We start from the raw sequence: 20074 nt of genomic DNA on the forward strand, positions 1-20074 counted from the left end.
CATGAATGCTAAAGTATATATGTTATTTTAGCATTCATGCTGGAGAATTTTTACTATGTAATGGATGTGGTGGCTTTTGTATGCTGCCTTTTTACATATAAAGGGCTTGACAAGAACTTTAAAAGACTACTGCCCTTGTTGAGCTTTTTGCTTGTTTACGATTTTGTGAACATTTTTGGCTGGCTAAATATTTATCATTCAAACGCGTGGTGCAATAATATTGAAGACATACTGCTATTTGCCTTTTTTACATGGTTTATACAAGGCTTTGATGAGCGTATTGGACGACGAAAGAAGGTTTATATAGGTGCCGGCGTAGTTATCTTGTTATCGATACTGGATATCTTATTTGTACAAGGGGGGATATGGAAAAGAGCAACTGCAGCTACCCTTTTACAAGATCTTTTTCTGATATGGATGATTTGCGATTATTACTATCGCCTGCTGAACAATGATAGTGACGAGTATATTGAGCTGATAACCCACCCCCCTTTCCTGGCATTAACGGGCGTATTTTTTTATTACTTATCCACAACATTTTTTTACTCATGTTTTGGTTATATGGTGTATCGAAATAATTATCATTTCTATTTGATAGCAGCAACGCTGCTTAACCTAACAACTTTTGCATTGAATTTTTTATTCTCAATAGCCTTTATATGCTCTTTCAGGAAGAACAGGTTATCCTCGTTATAATAGCGGGCTCCGCCTTCATACTGCTGCTTGGTGTATTCATTATCGGCTTTATGCTCATGTACCAAAAAAAGCAGAACAAAAACCTGCTTGAGCGCGAAAACCTTAAAGCCTCATTTAAGCAGGAGATGCTTAAAACGCAGATAGAGATCCAGGAGCAAACGCTTAACGATATAAGCCGTGAGATCCATGATAATATCACGCAGGTTTTGTCATTTGTAAAATTGAACCTGGGCCTGCTTAACAATAGCCTTGATGACGAAAAAAAAGCCCGTGTAAATGAGAACCGCGAACTGGTTTCGCAAACCATTAATGATTTGAGGCACCTTTCAAAAAGCATGAGCTTTGAGCATATCAGTTCGCAGGGACTTATAAAAACCCTCGAAACCGAAACCGAACGTTTAACCCGCAGTGGTATCATCAATGTTATTTTTGAGGTTGAAGGTGATGTATATAGTTTAGGAGAGCAGCGCGAACTGGTGATATTCCGGATCTTCCAGGAAGCGGTCAATAATACCCTGAAATACGCTAAGGCAGCTAACCTTAAAATCGGTTTGTATTATACTGCACAAATGTTTAATTTGCTCATCGAAGATGATGGTGCTGGTTTCAATGCCGAAAAGGTTGATAATAAGGGCGGTTCGGGATTGCGTAACATTGAAAACAGGGCAGCTTTAGTAGGCGCGGACGTAATTATTGCCAGCTCGCCTGGTAAGGGTTGCCAGATAAAATTGTCGTTCAATCCCCTGGTACAACAAATTTATGCTAAAGGAACCCATTCAAATAGCCTTAGTTGATGATCATAAACTCTTCAGGAGCGGTATGGCTGCTCTTGTCTCCAATTTTAAAAGATACAACATACTATTTGAGGCCGCAAACGGGCAGGAACTAATAGACACGATAAGCAAAGGCATAGTTCCTGATATTATACTGCTGGATATCAGTATGCCGGTTATGGATGGCGTTGAAGCCGCGCAAGTGCTCAGGGCAAAATATCCCGGCGTTAGGGTCATCATATTATCCATGTTTGAGGATGCCGAAAAGGTACTGCTCATGGTAAAAATGGGCGTTAAAGGCTACCTGCTTAAAGATTCGGAGCCTTATGAAGTTGAAGAGGCCCTTTTGAAGGTTTCGCAGGGAGAGCTTTACTATCCGGAATTTGTAACCCGCCATCTCATTACCAACTTTAACAGCAAGTTAGAGAACATCAAGCTTAACCCGCGCGAAATAGAATTCCTTCGTCTTACCGGCACAGAGCTTACTTATAAAGAAATTGCCGAAACCATGAACATCAGCGTGCGCACCGTTGATAGCTATCGCGACCAGCTTTTTGAAAAACTCCAGATTAAAAGCCGCGTAGGGCTGGTTTTGTATAGCATAAAAAATAAACTGATTGAATTGTAATTTGCTAATAAATTTAGCAAATTTGTTCAATGTCACATGAGGAAAATCCGGATTTTTTTAAAGGACGAGGGGCGCAGGTAAATACGCACAACAAGTTTCTGAAAAACAAGTATGTACTTGATCATATCGAGGGTATTGACGAGCCTTTGCTTGAAAATAGCAACACGCAGCTTTTTGAAGAAACGCCCAAAAAAATTGTAAGCGAATCCAACAGTCCCGACCTGAGCCATATGTACTCCATAAACCCGTACCAGGGTTGCGAGCATGGCTGCATTTACTGTTATGCCCGTAACAGCCATGAATATTACGGCTTTAGCGCCGGGCTCGATTTTGAGCGCAAGATCATTATTAAACCCAATGCCCCCCAGCTGCTTGAGCAATATTTCAACAAAAAAAATTATAAGCCGGTTTGTATCATGCTCTCCGGTAATACCGATTGCTATCAGCCCGTTGAACGGAAGCTTAAGATAACCCAGGCCCTGCTGGAGGTTTTCTGGAAGTATAAAAATCCGGTTAGTATCATCACTAAAAACAACGTTATACTGCGGGATATCGATTTGCTTACAGATATGGCCAGGCTGAACCTGGTACATGTAAACATATCCATCACCTCCCTTAATGAGCAACTGAGGCAGAAACTTGAGCCGCGCACTGTAACAGCAACAGGCCGTTTGGCGGTAGTTCAAAAGCTTTCGGAAAAAGGCATCCCGGTACGGGTAATGGCAGCGCCGATCATTCCCGGGTTAAACAGTAATGAAGTGCCTAATATCATTAAAGCCGCCGCTGACAGAGGCGCTTTAGCCGCCGGTTTTACCATGGTGAGGCTCAACGGCAGCATAGCCGAGATTTTCAGCGACTGGATTTACAAAGCTTTTCCAGACCGTGCCGAAAAGGTACTGAATATGATCCGCGCGACGCATGATGGTAAACTAAATGACAGCGATTACGGCCGCAGGATGAGCGGCGAGGGCAAGGTAGCCGAATCCATTCACCAGATGTTTAAAATGGCTTGCAAACGCTTTATGGGCGATAGGCAAATGCCCGAATATGACTATAGTTTATTTGTGCCGAGGAAAGGGAAGCAGACGAGTATGTTTTAAGTGGAATTTCTTTCGACGCTCTTTTACAATCTTGTATATACAGTTTAGAACGTAAGTGGTTTAAAGTTAATAGTCAAATAAGGTTTAAAGTTTCCAGGGCTATCGGCTCCGTGTGAATAAAAGCTTTTCAACTCCAACACCTATCCCCACCCCAATAACATAACACAACAAATCGCTCCACAAAAAACCCTCACCTAAAACGAGCCTGCCAAACAGTGTGTTCCTGATGTCATCTATCCATGGCGCTTTATAAAGTTGGCTGAACTCTATCGCAAAGCAAAACAGCAAAGCCGCAATAGCATTGAACCTGATAGTTTTGGTAATAAACAGAAATCTCATGATAAAGTAAACCATAGCAGCCCATAAAATATCGCCAATAAATAAAGGGATAAATTTAAAATGGCGGGATAGCAAGCCGAAGATAATGGTTGCTATTGATAATATAAAATAGGTTATCCGGGTTTTAGACATACAATAAATATCGGCTAAATAAATGCAACAAAAAAGGCACCCATTGGGTGCCTTTGATATATTTAACTTTATAAATGGTTGCTTATGCTTCTTCAGCTTCCAAAGCCATTTGCTCGTCAACAAGGATACGTCCGCAATGCTCGCAAACGATGATCTTTTTACGCTGACGGATGTCTGACTGGCGCTGAGGAGGGATCTGGTTAAAGCAACCAGAGCATGAATCACGTTGGATAGTTACAACTGCAAGTCCGTTTTTAGCGTTTTGACGTAAACGGGTGTAAGCAGTTAATAAACGTTCTTCGATGTTGTCCATAGCTTTTGCAGCCTGGGCATTTAATTCGGTCTCTTCTTTTTCAGTTTCGGCAGTAATGGTGCCTAATTCTTCTTTCTTGGCGTCAAGGTCGGCCTGGCGGGCTTCCAGATCGGCCAATGCTTTTTCGTAAACCTGGGTTTTGTTGGTGATTTCGAAGCCGTATTCGCGAATCTTCTTTTCACTTACCTGTATATCTAAGCCCTGGATCTCAATTTCTTTTGAGATTGCATCATATTCGCGGTTGTTTTTAACCTCGTTAAGCTGGCCTTCGTATTTTTTGATGTTCGCCTGAGCTTCTTTGATCAGGTTTTTACGGGTAACTATGTCATCTTCCACATCGTCAAGTTCACCTTTGATCTTTTGGATGCGGGTTTCAAGGCCTGCAACGTCGTCCTCAAGGTCGGCAACTTCCATTGGCAATTCGCCCCTTACCTGGCGGATCCTGTCAATCTTGGTGTGGATAGTTTGTAGTTCGTATAAAGCTTTAAGCTTTTGTTCTACGGTTTGTTCCATTAAATAAAATATTTGACGGGGTTTGTATTTACTTCTGTTAAACGGACGGCAAAGATAGGGAATTTTTTTCTAATTATTTCATACAATAATTGCTGCGTAAATTGTTCACTCTCAAAGTGTCCGATATCTGCAATAACTATCTTTCCTTCGGCATCAAAAAACTCATGATACTTGTAATCGGCCGTGATAAAAACGTCGGCTCCTGCGGCTATGGCATGCTTTAGCAAAAAGCCTCCCGAACCGCCGCACACAGCTACTTTTTTAACGTGTTTGCCTAATAATTTAGTATGCCGTATCACATGCGTGCGCATCTTATCCTTTACATGAAACAGGAAACTTTCTTCATTAAGCGGCATTTCCAGCTCGCCTATCATACCCGAGCCTACCTGCTGGTGCTGATTGGTTAAATTGTAAAGATCATAGGCAACTTCTTCATACGGATGGGCCAGGATCAGCGCCATCAGGATCTTGCTCTCCAAATTGGCCGGATATACCGTTTCAATGCGGATCTCATCTTCCTTGTGGCGTTTGCCAATTTCGCCCACATAAGGGGTTGCGGCATCATTGCCTTTAAATGTCCCTGTTCCCTCTGCATTAAAACTAACCTCGCTGTAATTACCAATATTGCCTGCACCTGCTGCAAACAAAGCATCACGTACAGTGTCGGCATGGTTTAGCGGAACGTACGTAACCAGTTTTTTGATCAGGTTATGTTTGGGCAGCAGTATTCGGCTGTTTTTTAAACCCAAAGTTTCGCAGATGCGGGCATTAACACCGGTCATGATGCTATCCAAATTGGTGTGAATAGCGTATATAGCAATACCTTTACGGATAGCTTTTTCAACCACGCGTTCTACATAAGTTTTACCGTTGAATTTCTTGATCCCTTTAAAAACTATAGGGTGGTGAGATATGATCACCTGGCAGCCGGTGGCGATGGCTTCATCAACCACAGCTTCGGTGCAATCAAGCGAGATCAGGGCCTGGCTTACCTCCTGCTCCGGGTTGCCAACTATCAGGCCAGAATTGTCGTAATCTTCCTGGTAATTAAGTGGCGCGAGGCTTTCAAGGTAAGCGGTTAGGGCAGATAGTTTCATTAAGTTTTTTTAGAGATAAATAACGGCTTTGTTTAGCTGCTCATTTTAGCCATTTGGTAGCTTTCATAAGCCATATTCTTATTATACTCCAAAGTTATCGACTTATTGTTGATCAAATCCACAATGGTGCCAATCCAGCAAAAGCCTACTGTTAGTAAATAAACAATACCCATCCCAATCTGGCCTAATACAAAGCGCTGAATGCCGGCAAAGCCTACAAAACCAAGCAAGGTAAATAACAATATATCCTGCGAGTTTTTGCGCTTATTGCTATAAACCATGTAAAAATATTTTTTCTGGCTTTCTGTCAGATCGGGGGTGGCGTGCTGTAAAAATCCCAACTCTTCTGGCGAAAAACCGGCAAACGTACTATGTGGGTCCTGGTACATGTTCATATAGGTAAGGCTTATTAAAAAGTAATAAGCCAAATTTAAATATTTACCGCATTAAAACTATAGGTTAAAAAATGATTTAAAAATTCTTTTCCATACGTAGGGGTAAACAATAGTGAGGTTGTAATACCTGTATGAAAGTTTTAGTAACCGGGGCAACAGGGTTTATTGGCAGGCAGCTCACGTTATCGCTGGCTATGCAGGGCTATGATGTTAAAGCCTTATGCCGTAATACCGATCATCCATATTTAATAAAGCATAAAAATATTGAACCGGTTACAGGCAATATCATGTACCGGCAAAGCCTGGGCAGGGCAATGCAGGGCTGCCAGCAGGTGTATCATACAGCCGCCATGGCCAAAATGTGGTGCCGTAACCCGGATGATTACCATGAAACCAATGTTGTTGGTACCCGTAACGTACTTGAAGTTGCAGCAGGTGCCGGTGTACAGAAAATAGTTTACACATCAACCTGCGGTGTTTGGGGCCCAACAGTAAAACATCCCATGAGCGAGAATGATCCAAGAATAGCTGGTTTCCCCATTGCTTACGAGCGTACCAAATACCTGGCAGAATTGGAGGTGCAAAACTTTGCAAAGCAGGGAGGGATATACATCGTTACAGTAAATCCATCACGCGTATATGGCGAAGGGCCTGTTACCGAAAGTAATACAGTGGGTAAAATGGTTTTGGCCTATTTACGCGGCAAATGGCATTTTATTCCCGGCAACGGCGAACAGGTAGCCAATTATGCTTTTTTAACTGATGTGGTTGATGGACATTTTGCGGCTATGAATAATGGAACCAGCGGCGAACGCTATATCTTGGGCGGAGAGGATATTAGTTTTAATGATTTTTTCAAAACAGTACATCAGGTATCAGGTAAACAACATCGTCTCATTCATCTGCCGTTAAAGGCTATCGAATTTTACAGCCATCTTGAAAAGCTGAAAGCACAGCTTACCGGGTTACGCCCCTTTTTTTTACCTGAGTTTGCCGAACGTTTAAAGTATGATCAAAAGTATAGCAGCAATAAGGCTATAACCCAATTGGGTTATCGGATAACCCCCTTTGCCGAAGGGATGCACAAAACAATCAACTACCTTAAACAAGCCTGAACATGGTACATCAAACTGCAATTATAACCGGAGCCAGCGAAGGGTTGGGCAAATCATTTGCCATTGAACTGGCATTACGCCATGTAAACCTGGTACTGGTTTCATTGCCGGGTTCAGGTCTGCCCGAACTGGCATCGTTTATCCGCAAAAATTTTGAGGTTAAAGTAAGTTATCTTGAAATTGATTTAACCCTTGCCGAAAGTTACCCGGCTATTTTTAATTACCTTAGTGATAAGCAAATTACGGCCCACCTACTCATCAATAATGCGGGTTTAGGTAACTGGTCGTGGTTTGAAGATTTGAACATTGGGTTTTATAAAAAGCAAATTGAACTGAACGTGATTACACCTGTACTGCTTACCCGCCTGTTCCTGGCCCAGGCCGATGTCTCTACTACCTCTTATATATTGAATGTAGGGAGCTTGGGCGGCTTGTTTGTAGTGCCTAAAAAGCAGGTTTACGGTGCTACCAAATCATTTATCAGGTATTTTACCAAATGTTTGCAGCTGGAACTTCAGGGCTCAAATGTGAAAATCAGCCTGCTTAGTCCCGGAGGCATTAACACCAAGCCTGAGCTGCTGGTAATGAATAATAAGCTTAGAGGCATATCAAAGGCAACTATTATGGAGCCCGGGCACGTGGCACGTATAGCAATTGATGGTTTGCTGAAAGGAAAAAAAGAAATTATACCTGGCATGATAAACAGGATGCTTGTTTTACTAAACAGTTTGCTGCCTGCCGCTGTTAAAGACATCATTATAAGGCAGCGCCTGGCCACCATTATTAAAAGCTGACAGCATGATCATTTCATTACTTACCTATCGGCATATTAAAAACCTTTGCAGCTTTTTCAAGCGCACGCGCAATAGTTTTAAGCTTATTAATAACGAACGTATTGTTATTATCTCGGGCAGTATGCGCGGATTGGTATTGTATTTTGACCGCGATGCCTGCGAGGTGAAAAATGGAGAAACAGATTTTATCAGTATTGACATAACCCGCGATTTCTCAGTCGAGATGCTGATGCGGATCCTGGTGAACCATAACATCATAACTTCGGTTTTTGAAGGTTGATCGCATTGCTATCCAGGTAATTTATTCAGTAATAGTTTAATAACCAGACCTAACCGTTTAAAGCCGTACACTGGCTGTAACGTTTCCGAACAATAGTGTCCTTTATTGCCTTTCAATGTGTTCATTGTAAGTTATTTATATTGTGGCATGAAATTTAATATCATGTTATGGTACCTGTACCGATATTACAAATGCGATGCCTGATTAGTTTAAATATGTGCTGAAAAAGATTATTGGGACATATCTGTGAGTATAATAGCATAACGCTGTTGGGGACTGTATATTGATGAATAAAATTGTTCTTTTCGTTAGGAAAACTTAAACCTACATAACCATGATCAGAACGTACTTTAAACTCGCTTACCGCAATTTAATTAAAGACAAAACCTATTCCGTTATTAATATATCTGGTTTGGCAATTGGCCTCGCAGCAAGTATCCTGATATTGCTTTGGGTACAAAACGAACTGAGTTACGATATGTTTCATAAAAATGCGGCACAACTATATCGTATAAACTGGGATGTTGATGGCTTAACCATGGCCGGCACACCCACTGCAATGGCTGCCTCGGTAAAAGCGCAATTACCGGCTGTGAAAAATGCAGTACGTATAAACACGAAGAGTTACTTGTTTGGAGCCAACGACAAAAGGTTTATAGAAGACAGGGTAATTTATGCCGATCCCAATTTTCTGGATGTATTTTCATTCCCGCTTGTAAAAGGTGATCGTGCAGAAGCTCTAAAGCAAATAGATGGCGTTTTAATAACGGAAGCTACAGCCGTGAAATATTTTGGTAATGAAAATCCCGTTGGCAAGTTTCTGAAAAAAGACAATAGTGAAAACGTGGTAGTGACCGGGGTTTTAGCCAACATCCCTGCTAACTCGCACATGCAATTTGATTTTGTAATGCCAACAGCAGCATTGTACAGAGCTAACCCAAAGGTTGAAAAATATCAATGGGAAGCGCCGTATTTTCATACTTATCTTCAGTTAGATGAAAATTTTGATCCAAGCCCTGTCAATTTAAAAAAGCTGGAAAGCCAGATTTTCCAGATCTACCATAAATACGAACCGCAAATGAAGAGCGCTTTCCATCTTCAGCCGATTACCCAAATCCATATGGCCCCGGCGATAGAGATGGATTTACCCGGGCACGGTAATGCGCTATACCTAAAAATGTTTTTTGTTGTAGCTATTTTAATACTTGCCGTTGCCTGTATCAATTTCATGAACCTGGCTACTGCGCGTTCGGCCCGACGGGCAAAGGAAATTGGCTTGCGCAAAGTAGCTGGGGCGCAAAGGTTTCAACTGATATTTCAGTTTTTAAGCGAAGCCGTGTTCACTGCTTTTTTATCGCTGCTTCTTGCACTTTGGATAGTAGTTTTGGTCCTGCCGATGTTTAATCAGCTGATTGGTAAACAACTTACCATTGATTTTGCCGATGCGAATCTTTGGCTTGGTCTGTTATGTATCGCGTTATTAACAGGGGTGATATCGGGAAGTTACCCGGCATTGTTTTTATCGGGTTTTAATCCTGTTAAAGTGCTTAAGGGGAATGTGAAATCAATGGGCGGTAATTTAATTTTTCGCCATGCTTTGGTGGTGACCCAGTTTGTTGTTTCGGTGGTTTTACTGATAGGTACGATAGTTATTTACCAGCAACTTAAGTTTGTACGAGAAAGAAATCCCGGCTTTAACAAATCCAGTCTTTTATATATGGACATGAACGGTGACATGGTAGATAAAGAAGCTTTGCTGAGAAATGAGCTACGGCAAAATCCGCTCACCAGTGATTTTGCTATTACCAACGAACTTCCTATAGATGTGGGAGCTGGCGCAAACGTTTCATGGCCCGGCAAAGACCCCAAAACGCTCGGAAACCCGACGCCGGGAATTTACGTGAGCGAAAATTTTGCCCATCTATTCGGATTGAAATTACTGGCAGGCCGTTTCTTTTCCGAATCAATTAAAACCGATTCAAATAATTGTGTCATTAACCAAAAACTATTGAGCTTGATGGGCTTTACTGATCCTGCGGCAGCCATTGGCAAACCGATGACATTGCACAATAAACCCAGTGTTATTATTGGTGTGGTTAAAGACTTTAATTTCAAACCTGCCCAGTCGGCCATTGAACCCCTGATCATTGCTTTAACAGGTGGTGGCGGTAATGTGGTTATACGAACTAAGCCTGGAGCAACCTTTGCAACTATAAAGGCTCTGGAGAAAATGAGTAAAGAAATTAGTCCTGCTTATCCTTTCAGCTTCAATTTTGTTGATCAGCAAATGGCCAGCCTTTACCATGGAGAGCAGCAGATGGGTAATATTTTTAAACTATTTGCGGCAATAGGCATTTTTATTTCATGTCTTGGTTTATACGGTTTATCGGCGTTTATTGCCGAACAGCGTACCAGGGAAATAGGCGTACGCAAGGTATTGGGCGCATCGGTATTTAACCTGGTTTATTTGTTATCATCCGGAATTACCAGGTTGATCCTGATAGCTATCTGTATAGCATTACCGGTTGCGTGGTACGCGGCAAATACCTGGCTGGCTGGATTTGCTTATCATATTAATGTTAGCTGGCTGATATTCTTGTTGGCATCGGGGTCAGCTTTGGGTATAGCCTGGCTTACGGTTGGCTATGAATCTATCAAAGCCGCAACCGTGAACCCTATTAAGAGCTTAAGAACTGAGTGATGCTTGCGTTACATAAATGAACACCCACCTGTCCGTATCCGAACGGTACTTCATTGTTGGTTGAGTTTAATTGTTTGATATATAGCTATTTGTGATATTGGCACTGTTTTGCATGCCACACAATTAAATAAAACGGATTTTTATGCTGAAAAACTATATCAAAACCGCCTGGCGGAACCTTGTCCGCAATAAGTTTTATTCGGTGATCAATATTGCCGGGTTAACTGTAGGCCTCGCCATTGGGATCCTCATCCTGCTTTGGGTGCAGGACGAATTTAGCTTTGATAGCTTTCATAAAAACGCATCAAATATTTACCGGGTAGAGCTTTTTGGCGGTACAGGGGCCAGCAAGCAGATCTGGCAAACAACAGTAGCACCGATGGGGCCGCTGGCCAAACAGGAACTGCCCGTTGTGCAAGATCAGGTGCGCATAACCAATAACTGGTTTTTCTCATTATTTAAATACCAGGATAAAATTTTTAACGAGCAGGCGGTAGGCTTTGCTGATCCCTCCCTGTTTACTGTTTTTGACTTTCCGCTGATTGAAGGTAACAAGGCAAAGCCTTTTACGAACGATAATTCCGTAGTGATTACAAAAAGAACGGCAAAAAAATATTTCGGTAATCAAGATGCTTTAGGAAAAGTTATTGTGGCCGATAATAAAGAGAATTTTACTGTATCGGGCGTTATTGATGATTTCCCGCTTAACTCAAGCATTAATTATGATATGATCATGCCTATGAGCTATCATATCAAATATATGTTTACCAACAATAAGGTTGATCTGAACCATGATTTCAGCAATTACGCTTATGAAACCTATTTGTTGTTGAAGCCGGGTACTTCTTTAAAAAAGCTATCGGCCGATTTGAATAAAGTTCACCTGAAACGGAAGCCTGAAGATACCGATGCCGATTACCTCTTGCTGCCCGCAACTAAAATGCACCTTTATAATGCTGATGGTACCGACCGGGGGATCAGCACTGTACATATCTTTATCATTATCGCCTTAGTAATATTAGTAATTGCCTGTATCAACTATGTTAACCTTTCAACCGCGCGGGCCATGCTGCGCGCCAAGGAAATAAGCATGCGAAAGATCATCGGCGCGGCAAAAACACAATTGTTTATGCAGTTTGTGGTAGAAACAGCTTTGCTGTTTATCCTTTCGTCGGTTTTAGCAGTGTTGGTAATTTATAACGTAATTCCTGTATTTAATGAAATTGCGGGTAAGCAGCTGGTATTTAATCTTTCCAACTACCATATCTGGTTAGTTATTGCGGGTACCATTACTGCTACACTTGTATTGTCCAGTATTTACCCGGCGCTCCTGTTATCATCTTTTGAACCTTTAAAGGCACTTAAGGGTAAAATATCCAATGGCATTGGCGATGTGGTTTTCCGTAAAATCCTGGTAGTGGTACAGTTTACCTTTTCGGTTGTGCTTATTATCGGTACAATCGTAATCACCAGCCAACTTAATTACATCCGGTCTAAAAATTTAGGCTATGATAAAAGCCATGTGTTTGCTTTTTGGATGCGCGATATGAAAGATCATTATGATGCTGTTAAAGCCGAACTGTTGAAACAACCGGGTGTTGAGGCGGTAACCCGATCAAGCGGAAATATTGTTAACAACGGCGGCATCTCGGGCGATAATGATTGGGATGGCAAAGCCACAGGGCAAACATTTATCGTGCACCCGCAGGGAATTGATAAAGATTTTATTTCTTTTTTCAAGATAAAAATGACTGCAGGTCGCGGTTTTGATGGCTCGGTGAGTGATTCGGCTCATTATATCCTGAATGAGGCTGCAATTAAGGAGTTAGGTATGAAAGACCCGATAGGCAAACGTTTCAGGTTGCGTAAAACTGAAGGAACTATCATAGGCGTGGTAAAGGATTTTCACTTTGCAAGTATGCGTGAAAAAATTGGGCCGATGGTGTTTTTCTACGCCCCGGATACGTATGCTTCACTGTATATTAAAACAACCGGCGATGGTGCGCCAAAAGCCATAGCAGCTGCCGAAAAAGAGTTTAAACAATACAATGGGCAATTTCCATTTGGTTACACTTTCCTGGATGACATATTCAACAACCTTTACCAGGGCGAGCAGCGCGAAGGTACCTTATTTAACTATTTTGCAGGGATCGCGATTTTAATTTCTTGTCTTGGCCTGCTTGGTTTAGCTGCTTACACCGCCCAGGTGCGTACCCGAGAAATTGGCGTGCGAAAGGTTTTAGGCGCTACCGTTACTAATGTTGTTGCCTTATTAGCCAAAGATTTTATAAAGCTTGTATTGATTGCTATTGTAATAGCCTTCCCGATAGCCTGGCTGGCTATGAGCCACTGGTTGGATGCATTCGCTTACAGAGTGGGTATTAGCTGGACAACTTTCATCTTATCGGCAGCTATCGCCCTATTGATAGCCTTTATTACCATCAGCTTTCAATCGGTTAAAGCCGCGCTGGCTAACCCGGTTGATAGTTTAAGGAGGGAGTAATAGTTGGTTCAAATTGGTAGAGACTCGTCACATGCGTTTCCCGAATGACTGGTTTTGCGTTGATTGCTTATCTGTCCTCATGGGAGACGCATGTGATGCGTCTTTACTTTGAAAACTTAAAACAATTCCACCAACCGCTCCAAAGCCATCCCTCTCGATCCTTTGATCAGGATAGTTGAATTGGTAATAGGCTGTGCTTTCAAAGCAGCAATGGCATCTTCGGCAGTTTCATAAAACTTGTCCATGGTCCATGGTCCATGATCCATGGACTGCGAAGCACCCAAAAAATCCTTTCCGATAAAGATGCGTTCATCAACAGCGGTATCCATAGCTTTGCGGATAACAGATGCATGTTCAACAGCCGCTTCCGGCCCCATTTCAAACATATCGCCCAAAATAAGTACCTTCCTTTTTGCTTCAATTTTGCCCACGTTTTCAATGGCTACAAACATGCTGCTTGGGTTGGCATTGTAATAATCGCAAATGAGCGTATTAGTAGCTGTTTGTACAATTTGCGAGCGGTTATTTTTAGGCTGATAACCCTCGATACCGGCGTTGATTTCATTAGCCGGTAAACCGAGATAGGTGCCTATACATATGGCTACTAAAATATTGGGCAGGTTATAAGTACCCGTTAGCTGGGTTTTAACTTGATAGCAGTCGCCGGTTTTATTATTGGTCCAACTTAAAGTGAGCAACGGAGAATTTTCCAACAGTTCACCGCTGATGAGATTGTCAATAGCATCGGTTCCGTAATACTCCACGTGAGGTAAACGACGGACAGCAGCCATCTCCATTAAAACAGTATCATCGCTATTGACAAAGACAGCACCATCTGTTTTGCTTACTCCTCCTTTAGGGGGCAGGGGGGCAAAATAATCATACAACTCCCCTTTACCCTTCTTCACTCCTTCAACTCCGCCAAAACCTTCCAGATGCGCTTTACCAACATTGGTAATTAAGCCAAGCGATGGTTGAGCAATACTGCAAAGCATCTCGATCTCTTTTTGGTGATTGGCCCCCATTTCAATAACGGCCACCTCGTGGCTGGCATCAATGGTTAAAATTGTAAGTGGTACACCAATATGGTTATTTAAATTGCCTTGGGTAGCCTGGGTTTTAAAATGCTGCGATAATACGGCATTGATCAGTTCTTTGGTGGTGGTTTTTCCGTTGGTACCTGTAAGTCCGATAACCGGGATGTCAAGCTGACGGCGATGATAACGCGCTAAATCCTGCAAGGTAGTTAAAACATCCTCAACCAATAAATACTGTTCGCCCAGTTGATATTCGGCGTTATCAATTACTGCGTAAGCTGCACCGGCCTCAACTGCTTTTTGTGCAAAAGTGTTGGCGTCAAACTTATCGCCTTTGAGGGCGAAGAACAGATTGCCAGGCACTATCTTCCGGGTGTCGGTGCTAATTACGGGGTGTTTGAGGTATATATCGTACAGTTGGGTTGTGGTAGTCATGTGTGTTGAACAAATACAATTCAAAAATATGTCATCATTAGCTTGCGTACGTTTGCAACGAGTGCTTAACGTGGCTCGGCGATTGTATCGCCGGGCTTGCGTTTAAAACGCAAGCCCATTTTAAGCGCTCGTTGCAAACGAGCCCAAGGTTTCAAACTTAACAAAAATTATTCCCCCTTGTTCATCCAGCCAATTACAGCTTTGATTTCACCGTAGCTGTAATCATCGCCTAAAACTTCTTTTAAGGGCGATAGTCTTTCAGTTCCATAACTTTCAACGGCGTCGGCAATAACAGCGATCTTTTTCTGCGGAACTATTTCGGTGATATCCAGATCGCCGTTTTGTACATAATAACTCAGGTGTGTTTCTATGGTAGCTGTAGTGAACCCACGCTCAGCAGCTATTTCGACAACGGTTTTTCCGGAGCGATATAGGTTAAACGTTTCGGCTTTAGTATCATTGCTTCGCGAAGAAGATTTGGTTTGCCCCGGTGATTTCGCCTTCCGCTCCCGTTTAGGCGATTTCTGTTTTATTTTTGAACCGAGGCCTTTTTCAGCACAATAAATCTTAACCGGTTCAAGCAGTTCGCGACCATAACGGGCCAGTTTAATATCGCCAAAACCAGAAATCATTCGCAATTCATCCAAACTTTGTGGCAGGTAGGTAGCCATTTCCTGCAGTGTAGCATCGGATATAATAACATAAGCCGGTACATTTTCACCCTCGGCAATGCCCCGCCTAACTTCCCTTAACCGGTTGAATAACGGAATCTCATAAGGAAGGCTTTCTTCATGATGAACTTCTTCAACTTTTTCTATTTCAATAAACTCAACTTTTTGGCCGCCTTTTAAAACAGCTGCACTTTGCGCGGTAAGCTTTAAAACCGGATATTCGTCGCCGGCGGTTTGCAGATAGCCCATGGTAACCAGCTCGCGGATGTGGTGCTGCCAGTCGGCCTTGCTGATATCTGCACCGATACCGTAGGTTTTTAACTGCTTATGTTCTTCACGGATCTTATCGCTTTTCGATCCCCGCAAAAAATCTATTACATAGTTAGCCCCGAAACGTTCATTTAACCGGGCTACCGCCGAGAGCGCTTTTTGAGCGATCAGCGTGCCATCAAAACGTTTATATTCAGTTAAGCAAACATCGCATGAGCCGCATTTGGCCGGAAATTCTTCGTCGAAGTATTTCATCAGGTATTGCCTGCGGCACGATAGCAGCTGACAATATTTAACCATATCATTAAGCTTATTAAGCATGATGCGGCTTTGCTGCTCGTTGCCTTCAACTTTGGCAAAAGCCTGCAATTTCATTGCATCGCCGGGCGAGTAAAGCAACAATGCTTCCGATGGAAGCCCATCGCGCCCAGCCCTGCCGGTTTCCTGGTAATATCCTTCAATGTTTTTTGGCAGATCAACATGTACTACATAGCGCACGTTTGATTTATTGATACCCATACCAAAGGCGATGGTTGCCACGATGATTTTGAGGTCGTCACGTAAAAAAGCTTCCTGGTTACGGGCTTTAACTTCATTACTAAGACCGGCGTGATAGGCCTCGGCAGCAAAGCCTTCATCTTTTAAATCCTCGGCCAAAGCCTCGGTAGATTTACGGGATAGGCAATAAATAATCCCCGACTCATCCTTATGTTCATTTAAAAAGGCGATGAGCTGTTTAAAGCTGTTCTTTTTAGGCGCTACGCGGTAAGTAATATTTGCCCTGTTAAATGAGGATACAAATATTGCCGGCTTATGAAGGTTGAGCTTTTCAAGAATATCTTTTTGTGTAAGCTTATCCGCAGTAGCCGTAAGTGCTATAACCGGCACCGACGGAAACTCTTCCTTAAGCCCGGCAAGCATTAAATACTCAGGCCTGAAATCATGTCCCCATGATGAGATACAATGCGCCTCGTCAATTGCTATCTGGGAAACTTTCAGCGTTTTTAAAAAAGGAATAAGCTTACTTTCTTTATTCTCTTTGCTTTCGGCACTGAACAAACGTTCGGGGGCAAGGTAAAGTAGTTTGATCTCATTGTTTCGGAGCCGGTTTACCAGCACCCTCGTTTCCTCGGGATTTAACGACGAATTGAGGAAAGCCGCAGGGATGCCGTTAACGTTCAGGCTATCTACCTGGTCTTTCATCAGCGCAATAAGCGGTGATATTACAATGGTCAAGCCATCAAGCAAAACAGCGGGCAGTTGGTAGCACAATGATTTGCCGCCACCGGTAGGCATCAGCGCCATTACATCCTGCCCCTTAAGTATATTTTGAATGATAGCCTCCTGCTCATGCCTGAAGGTACTATAACCAAAGTATTTTTGCAGGGCCTGAATAGGTGTCATGTTTGTTGATTGCAGATATGCAAATGTGCAGATTTCAGATTATAAATATGCGGATTTCAGATGTGCAAATTTTAAATTATAGATGTGCAAATTCCAGATGTGCGGTTCTCTTCTACCTTAACTAACTGTAATTACATTTTATCATTTACATATGCACATCTGAAATTTGCACATCTAACAATTTGCCAATATTTTTCTGCATATTAGCTTATCTCTTTTCTCCTATATATCTATTATTTATTTATGATAAAAAAACATTTACTCCTTTTTGTATTTGTAAGTTTTTTTTGCCCGGCCTTTGCGCAAAAGATCCAATCGCCGCAGGAGTTCCTGGGTTATAAACTGGGTGAGCATTTTACTCCACATTATCGTATCGCCGAATATTTTAGATACGTTGCGTCGGTTTCAAAAAATGTAAAACTACAGCAGTTTGGTACTACCAACGAGGGCCGGCCTTTACTGGCGATGTTCATCGCTTCTGATGAAAATATTGGCAGGCTGGAAGAGATCCGTCATAATAACCTTAAACTGGCCGGGATAGAAAGCGGCGGCGGCAGCACTGCCATGCCTGTTGTTACCTGGCTAAGCTATAATGTACACGGTAACGAGCCTGCATCAAGTGAAGCTTCGATGTGGACTTTGTTTGACATGGTTGATCCGGCAAATGCTGCTACTAAAGCCTGGCTTAAAAATATGGTTGTTGTTATCGATCCTTGTTTAAACCCCGATGGGCGCGACCGCTATGTTAATTTTTATAATTCGGTAGTTGGCGCTGCGCCAGATCCCAGCCCAACATCGCGCGAGCACGTTGAACCATGGCCGGGTGGCAGGGTAAACCATTTTTATTTTGACCTTAACCGCGATTGGGCATGGCAACAGCAAAAAGAAACCCAGGCACGTGTAGGTTTGTATAATCAATGGTTGCCGCAGGTACATGTTGATTACCATGAGCAGGGTTATAACGCACCATATTACTTTGCCCCTGCTGCCGAGCCTTACCATAAAGATATTACCCAATGGCAACGCCAGTTCCAGATCACCATTGGTAAAAACAATGCCAAGTACTTTGACCAGAACGGTTGGATGTATTTTACAAAATACGAGTTCGATCTGCTTTACCCGTCATATGGCGATACTTATCCTTTATACAATGGCTCTATCGGCATGACGTATGAGCAAGGTGGTATCAGTGCCGGTTTGGCTGTGGTTACCCGCAGCGGTGATACCCTTACCTTGGTGCAACGTGTAGCCCATCACCACTCAACAAGTTTAAGCACGCTTGAAATAGCCGCGTTAAATACTCAAAAGCTTTTGGATGAGTATAAAAAGTTTTTTGACAACAGTCGGGCCAATCCCCCGGGCGATTACAAAACCTATGTTATTAAAAACGATAACAATAATAAAATTAACGCGTTGGCAAAAATGCTGGGCCGCAACGGCATCCAGTATGGTTTTGGCTTAGCTAATAAAACCGTTACCGGCTTTAACTATGTTACCCAAAAAACGGAGCAATATAATGTTGGCGCAAACGACCTGGTAGTTAATGCCTATCAGCCTAAAGCAGTATTACTGCATGTGCTTTTGGAGCCCAAAACCTTTATCCCGGACTCGAATACATATGATATCACGGCATGGTCGCTTCCGTATGCTTATGGATTGAAAGCTTACGGATTGAAGGAATCATTTAAACCTGCCAGTACCGAATGGAGCGTGGCCGAGCCTAAGCCTCTGGTAAATACACATGCTTACGCATATGTATCGGCGTGGCAATCGGTTAATGATGTGAAGTTTTTGGCTGCTTTGCTAAAAAAGAAGATTAAAGTGCGTTATGCCGAGAAGCCTTTTGAAGCAGGGGGCAAGCAATTTACAGCAGGTTCATTAATTGTTACCCGCGCGGGCAACGACCTGGCTGCTTTTGACCAGGTGGTTACACAAACAGCTGCAGCACTTAATCAGGAGATCACTCCTATTTCAACAGGCTTTGTTGATAAAGGATCGGATATTGGTTCGGATGCGGTAAGGTTTATCCATCAACCTAAAATAGCATTGATTGCCGGCGACGGTGTTAATTCGGAAGCTATGGGCGAAGTTTGGCATTTGTTTGAGGCGCAGATTGGATACCCGGTTACTTTAATAAGGTATCAGGACTTAAGTCGCACAAAACTGGGCGAATTTGATGTGGTGATTTGCCCCGATGGCCGTTATGAAGATTTCCCTTCGGAGAAATTACAAAACTGGATCCGTGATGGTGGTAAGCTGATAGCCGTGGATAATGCTGTATCGTTACTGGTTGATAAAAAAGGCTTCCTGATTAAGCATAGGGAAGAGAAAAAAGAAGATAAGGACAAAGAAAAGGACAAGGATAAAACGGTTAAGTTATATGGAGATCGCGACCGGTTAGCGCTTAGCGAGTCTATTCCAGGCGCTATTTATAAACTGAACCTTGACAATACCCATCCGCTTGGTTTTGGCTTGCCGGATTACTACTATTCATTAAAGTTGAATGATGATATCTACGATCTTTTCTCTGGCGATGATGGCTGGAACGTAGGCACTATAAAAAAGGATAGTTACGTATCAGGCTTTGTAGGTGCCGAATCAAAAAAGAAGATCATAAACGGTTTGCTGCTTGGCGTACAGCCCATGGGCCGCGGTTCGGTAGTTTATATGGTTGATGACCCGTTGTTCCGCAGCTTCTGGGAAAACGGTAAGCTGTTGTTCAGTAATGCCGTATTTATGGTGGGGCAGTAAGCCCCCCAGCCCCCTGAAGGGGGAGCAGCTACATCGCTTTAAAATTAAAGGGCTTGTTTCCATTTTGGAAACAAGCCCTTTAATTTTAACTTATAGCCATGCTAATCAAAGGCTCCCCCTTCAGGGG

Annotated in this window: 16 protein-coding genes; 10 read left to right on the forward strand and 6 right to left on the reverse strand. The window is 42.6% G+C overall.

The features are described from left to right. The first annotated feature begins 36 nt into the window (after positions 1 to 36). The 4 genes from BLS28_RS12105 to BLS28_RS12120 are packed head-to-tail and all read left to right on the forward strand — an operon-like array spanning position 37 to position 3197. Positions 37 to 696, forward strand: a complete 660-nt coding sequence (locus tag BLS28_RS12105) for a hypothetical protein (protein WP_091167179.1) — start codon at positions 37 to 39, stop codon at positions 694 to 696. Next, complete coding sequence (locus tag BLS28_RS12110) at positions 660 to 1490, forward strand: sensor histidine kinase (RefSeq protein ID WP_091167181.1); 831 nt, start codon at positions 660 to 662, stop codon at positions 1488 to 1490. Before BLS28_RS12105 ends, BLS28_RS12110 begins: the two co-directional genes overlap by 37 nt. Beyond that, on the forward strand, positions 1456 to 2097 hold the full coding sequence (locus BLS28_RS12115) for a response regulator transcription factor (protein WP_091167184.1): 642 nt from the start codon (positions 1456 to 1458) through the stop codon (positions 2095 to 2097). The genes BLS28_RS12110 and BLS28_RS12115 overlap by 35 nt, the downstream gene beginning before the upstream one ends. A gap of 29 nt (positions 2098 to 2126) precedes the next feature. Beyond that, positions 2127 to 3197: a PA0069 family radical SAM protein gene (locus tag BLS28_RS12120; protein WP_091167186.1), complete on the forward strand. Its 1071-nt coding sequence runs from the start codon at positions 2127 to 2129 to the stop codon at positions 3195 to 3197. A 99-nt stretch (positions 3198 to 3296) separates the two neighbouring features. On the opposite strand, the gene BLS28_RS12125 is transcribed toward BLS28_RS12120, so the two are convergent. The 4 genes from BLS28_RS12125 to BLS28_RS12140 all read right to left on the reverse strand — a co-directional run bounded on the left by BLS28_RS12125 (position 3297) and on the right by BLS28_RS12140 (position 5980). Next, positions 3297 to 3668, reverse strand: coding sequence for a ribosomal maturation YjgA family protein (locus BLS28_RS12125; protein ID WP_091167189.1), 372 nt, complete (start codon positions 3666 to 3668; stop codon positions 3297 to 3299). A gap of 82 nt (positions 3669 to 3750) precedes the next feature. Beyond that, a complete protein-coding gene (locus tag BLS28_RS12130; protein ID WP_090532210.1) occupies positions 3751 to 4494 on the reverse strand; it encodes a zinc ribbon domain-containing protein in 744 nt (247 codons plus the stop codon). Further along, positions 4494 to 5591, reverse strand: a complete 1098-nt coding sequence (locus BLS28_RS12135; RefSeq protein ID WP_091167193.1) for a Nif3-like dinuclear metal center hexameric protein — start codon at positions 5589 to 5591, stop codon at positions 4494 to 4496. The genes BLS28_RS12130 and BLS28_RS12135 overlap by 1 nt, the downstream gene beginning before the upstream one ends. 32 nt (positions 5592 to 5623) lie before the next feature. Further along, positions 5624 to 5980: a TM2 domain-containing protein gene (locus BLS28_RS12140; protein WP_223266146.1), complete on the reverse strand. Its 357-nt coding sequence runs from the start codon at positions 5978 to 5980 to the stop codon at positions 5624 to 5626. Between the two features lie 137 nt (positions 5981 to 6117). On the opposite strand from BLS28_RS12140, the gene BLS28_RS12145 reads away from it, so the two are divergent. The 5 genes from BLS28_RS12145 to BLS28_RS12165 all read left to right on the forward strand — a co-directional run bounded on the left by BLS28_RS12145 (position 6118) and on the right by BLS28_RS12165 (position 13379). Continuing rightward, positions 6118 to 7101 carry an NAD-dependent epimerase/dehydratase family protein gene (locus BLS28_RS12145; protein ID WP_091167197.1) on the forward strand — a complete coding sequence of 328 codons (984 nt, stop codon included), beginning with the start codon at positions 6118 to 6120 and terminating at the stop codon, positions 7099 to 7101. 2 nt (positions 7102 to 7103) lie between these two features. After that, on the forward strand, positions 7104 to 7895 hold the full coding sequence (locus BLS28_RS12150) for an SDR family NAD(P)-dependent oxidoreductase (protein ID WP_091167200.1): 792 nt from the start codon (positions 7104 to 7106) through the stop codon (positions 7893 to 7895). 4 nt (positions 7896 to 7899) lie between these two features. Beyond that, the gene (locus BLS28_RS12155) at positions 7900 to 8175 is read left to right on the forward strand and encodes a hypothetical protein (protein ID WP_091167204.1); all 276 of its coding nucleotides are present in this window, start codon (positions 7900 to 7902) and stop codon (positions 8173 to 8175) included. A 334-nt stretch (positions 8176 to 8509) separates the two neighbouring features. Then, positions 8510 to 10876, forward strand: coding sequence for an ABC transporter permease (locus BLS28_RS12160; RefSeq protein ID WP_091167207.1), 2367 nt, complete (start codon positions 8510 to 8512; stop codon positions 10874 to 10876). Between the two features lie 142 nt (positions 10877 to 11018). Beyond that, positions 11019 to 13379 (forward strand): ABC transporter permease, encoded by a 2361-nt coding sequence (locus BLS28_RS12165; RefSeq protein WP_091167210.1) that lies wholly within the window; start codon positions 11019 to 11021, stop codon positions 13377 to 13379. A gap of 116 nt (positions 13380 to 13495) precedes the next feature. Here BLS28_RS12165 and BLS28_RS12170 read toward each other — a convergent pair whose 3' ends face one another. Together BLS28_RS12170 and recQ are read right to left on the reverse strand one after the other, a co-directional pair. After that, the gene (locus BLS28_RS12170) at positions 13496 to 14851 is read right to left on the reverse strand and encodes a UDP-N-acetylmuramoyl-tripeptide--D-alanyl-D-alanine ligase (protein WP_091167213.1); all 1356 of its coding nucleotides are present in this window, start codon (positions 14849 to 14851) and stop codon (positions 13496 to 13498) included. 167 nt (positions 14852 to 15018) lie between these two features. Then, the gene (gene recQ, locus BLS28_RS12175) at positions 15019 to 17196 is read right to left on the reverse strand and encodes a DNA helicase RecQ (protein WP_091167216.1); all 2178 of its coding nucleotides are present in this window, start codon (positions 17194 to 17196) and stop codon (positions 15019 to 15021) included. Between the two features lie 243 nt (positions 17197 to 17439). On the opposite strand from recQ, the gene BLS28_RS12180 reads away from it, so the two are divergent. After that, on the forward strand, positions 17440 to 19947 hold the full coding sequence (locus BLS28_RS12180) for a M14 metallopeptidase family protein (RefSeq protein ID WP_091167218.1): 2508 nt from the start codon (positions 17440 to 17442) through the stop codon (positions 19945 to 19947). The last annotated feature ends 127 nt before the right edge of the window (positions 19948 to 20074 follow it).

It is taken from the genome of Mucilaginibacter gossypii (assembly GCF_900100945.1).
GTDB lineage: Bacteria > Bacteroidota > Bacteroidia > Sphingobacteriales > Sphingobacteriaceae > Mucilaginibacter > Mucilaginibacter gossypii.

Excerpts from the sequence above, each read along its gene's own strand:
- BLS28_RS12105 (WP_091167179.1), top strand. The coding sequence starts at position 37 with ATGCTGGAGAATTTTTACTATGTAATGGATGTGGTGGCTTTTGTATGC.
- BLS28_RS12110 (WP_091167181.1), top strand. The coding sequence starts at position 660 with ATGCTCTTTCAGGAAGAACAGGTTATCCTCGTTATAATAGCGGGCTCC.
- BLS28_RS12115 (WP_091167184.1), top strand. The coding sequence starts at position 1,456 with ATGCTAAAGGAACCCATTCAAATAGCCTTAGTTGATGATCATAAACTC.
- BLS28_RS12120 (WP_091167186.1), top strand. The coding sequence starts at position 2,127 with ATGTCACATGAGGAAAATCCGGATTTTTTTAAAGGACGAGGGGCGCAG.
- BLS28_RS12125 (WP_091167189.1), bottom strand. The coding sequence starts at position 3,668 with ATGTCTAAAACCCGGATAACCTATTTTATATTATCAATAGCAACCATT.
- BLS28_RS12130 (WP_090532210.1), bottom strand. The coding sequence starts at position 4,494 with ATGGAACAAACCGTAGAACAAAAGCTTAAAGCTTTATACGAACTACAA.
- BLS28_RS12135 (WP_091167193.1), bottom strand. The coding sequence starts at position 5,591 with ATGAAACTATCTGCCCTAACCGCTTACCTTGAAAGCCTCGCGCCACTT.
- BLS28_RS12140 (WP_223266146.1), bottom strand. The coding sequence starts at position 5,980 with ATGTACCAGGACCCACATAGTACGTTTGCCGGTTTTTCGCCAGAAGAG.
- BLS28_RS12145 (WP_091167197.1), top strand. The coding sequence starts at position 6,118 with ATGAAAGTTTTAGTAACCGGGGCAACAGGGTTTATTGGCAGGCAGCTC.
- BLS28_RS12150 (WP_091167200.1), top strand. The coding sequence starts at position 7,104 with ATGGTACATCAAACTGCAATTATAACCGGAGCCAGCGAAGGGTTGGGC.
- BLS28_RS12155 (WP_091167204.1), top strand. The coding sequence starts at position 7,900 with ATGATCATTTCATTACTTACCTATCGGCATATTAAAAACCTTTGCAGC.
- BLS28_RS12160 (WP_091167207.1), top strand. The coding sequence starts at position 8,510 with ATGATCAGAACGTACTTTAAACTCGCTTACCGCAATTTAATTAAAGAC.
- BLS28_RS12165 (WP_091167210.1), top strand. The coding sequence starts at position 11,019 with ATGCTGAAAAACTATATCAAAACCGCCTGGCGGAACCTTGTCCGCAAT.
- BLS28_RS12170 (WP_091167213.1), bottom strand. The coding sequence starts at position 14,851 with ATGACTACCACAACCCAACTGTACGATATATACCTCAAACACCCCGTA.
- recQ (WP_091167216.1), bottom strand. The coding sequence starts at position 17,196 with ATGACACCTATTCAGGCCCTGCAAAAATACTTTGGTTATAGTACCTTC.
- BLS28_RS12180 (WP_091167218.1), top strand. The coding sequence starts at position 17,440 with ATGATAAAAAAACATTTACTCCTTTTTGTATTTGTAAGTTTTTTTTGC.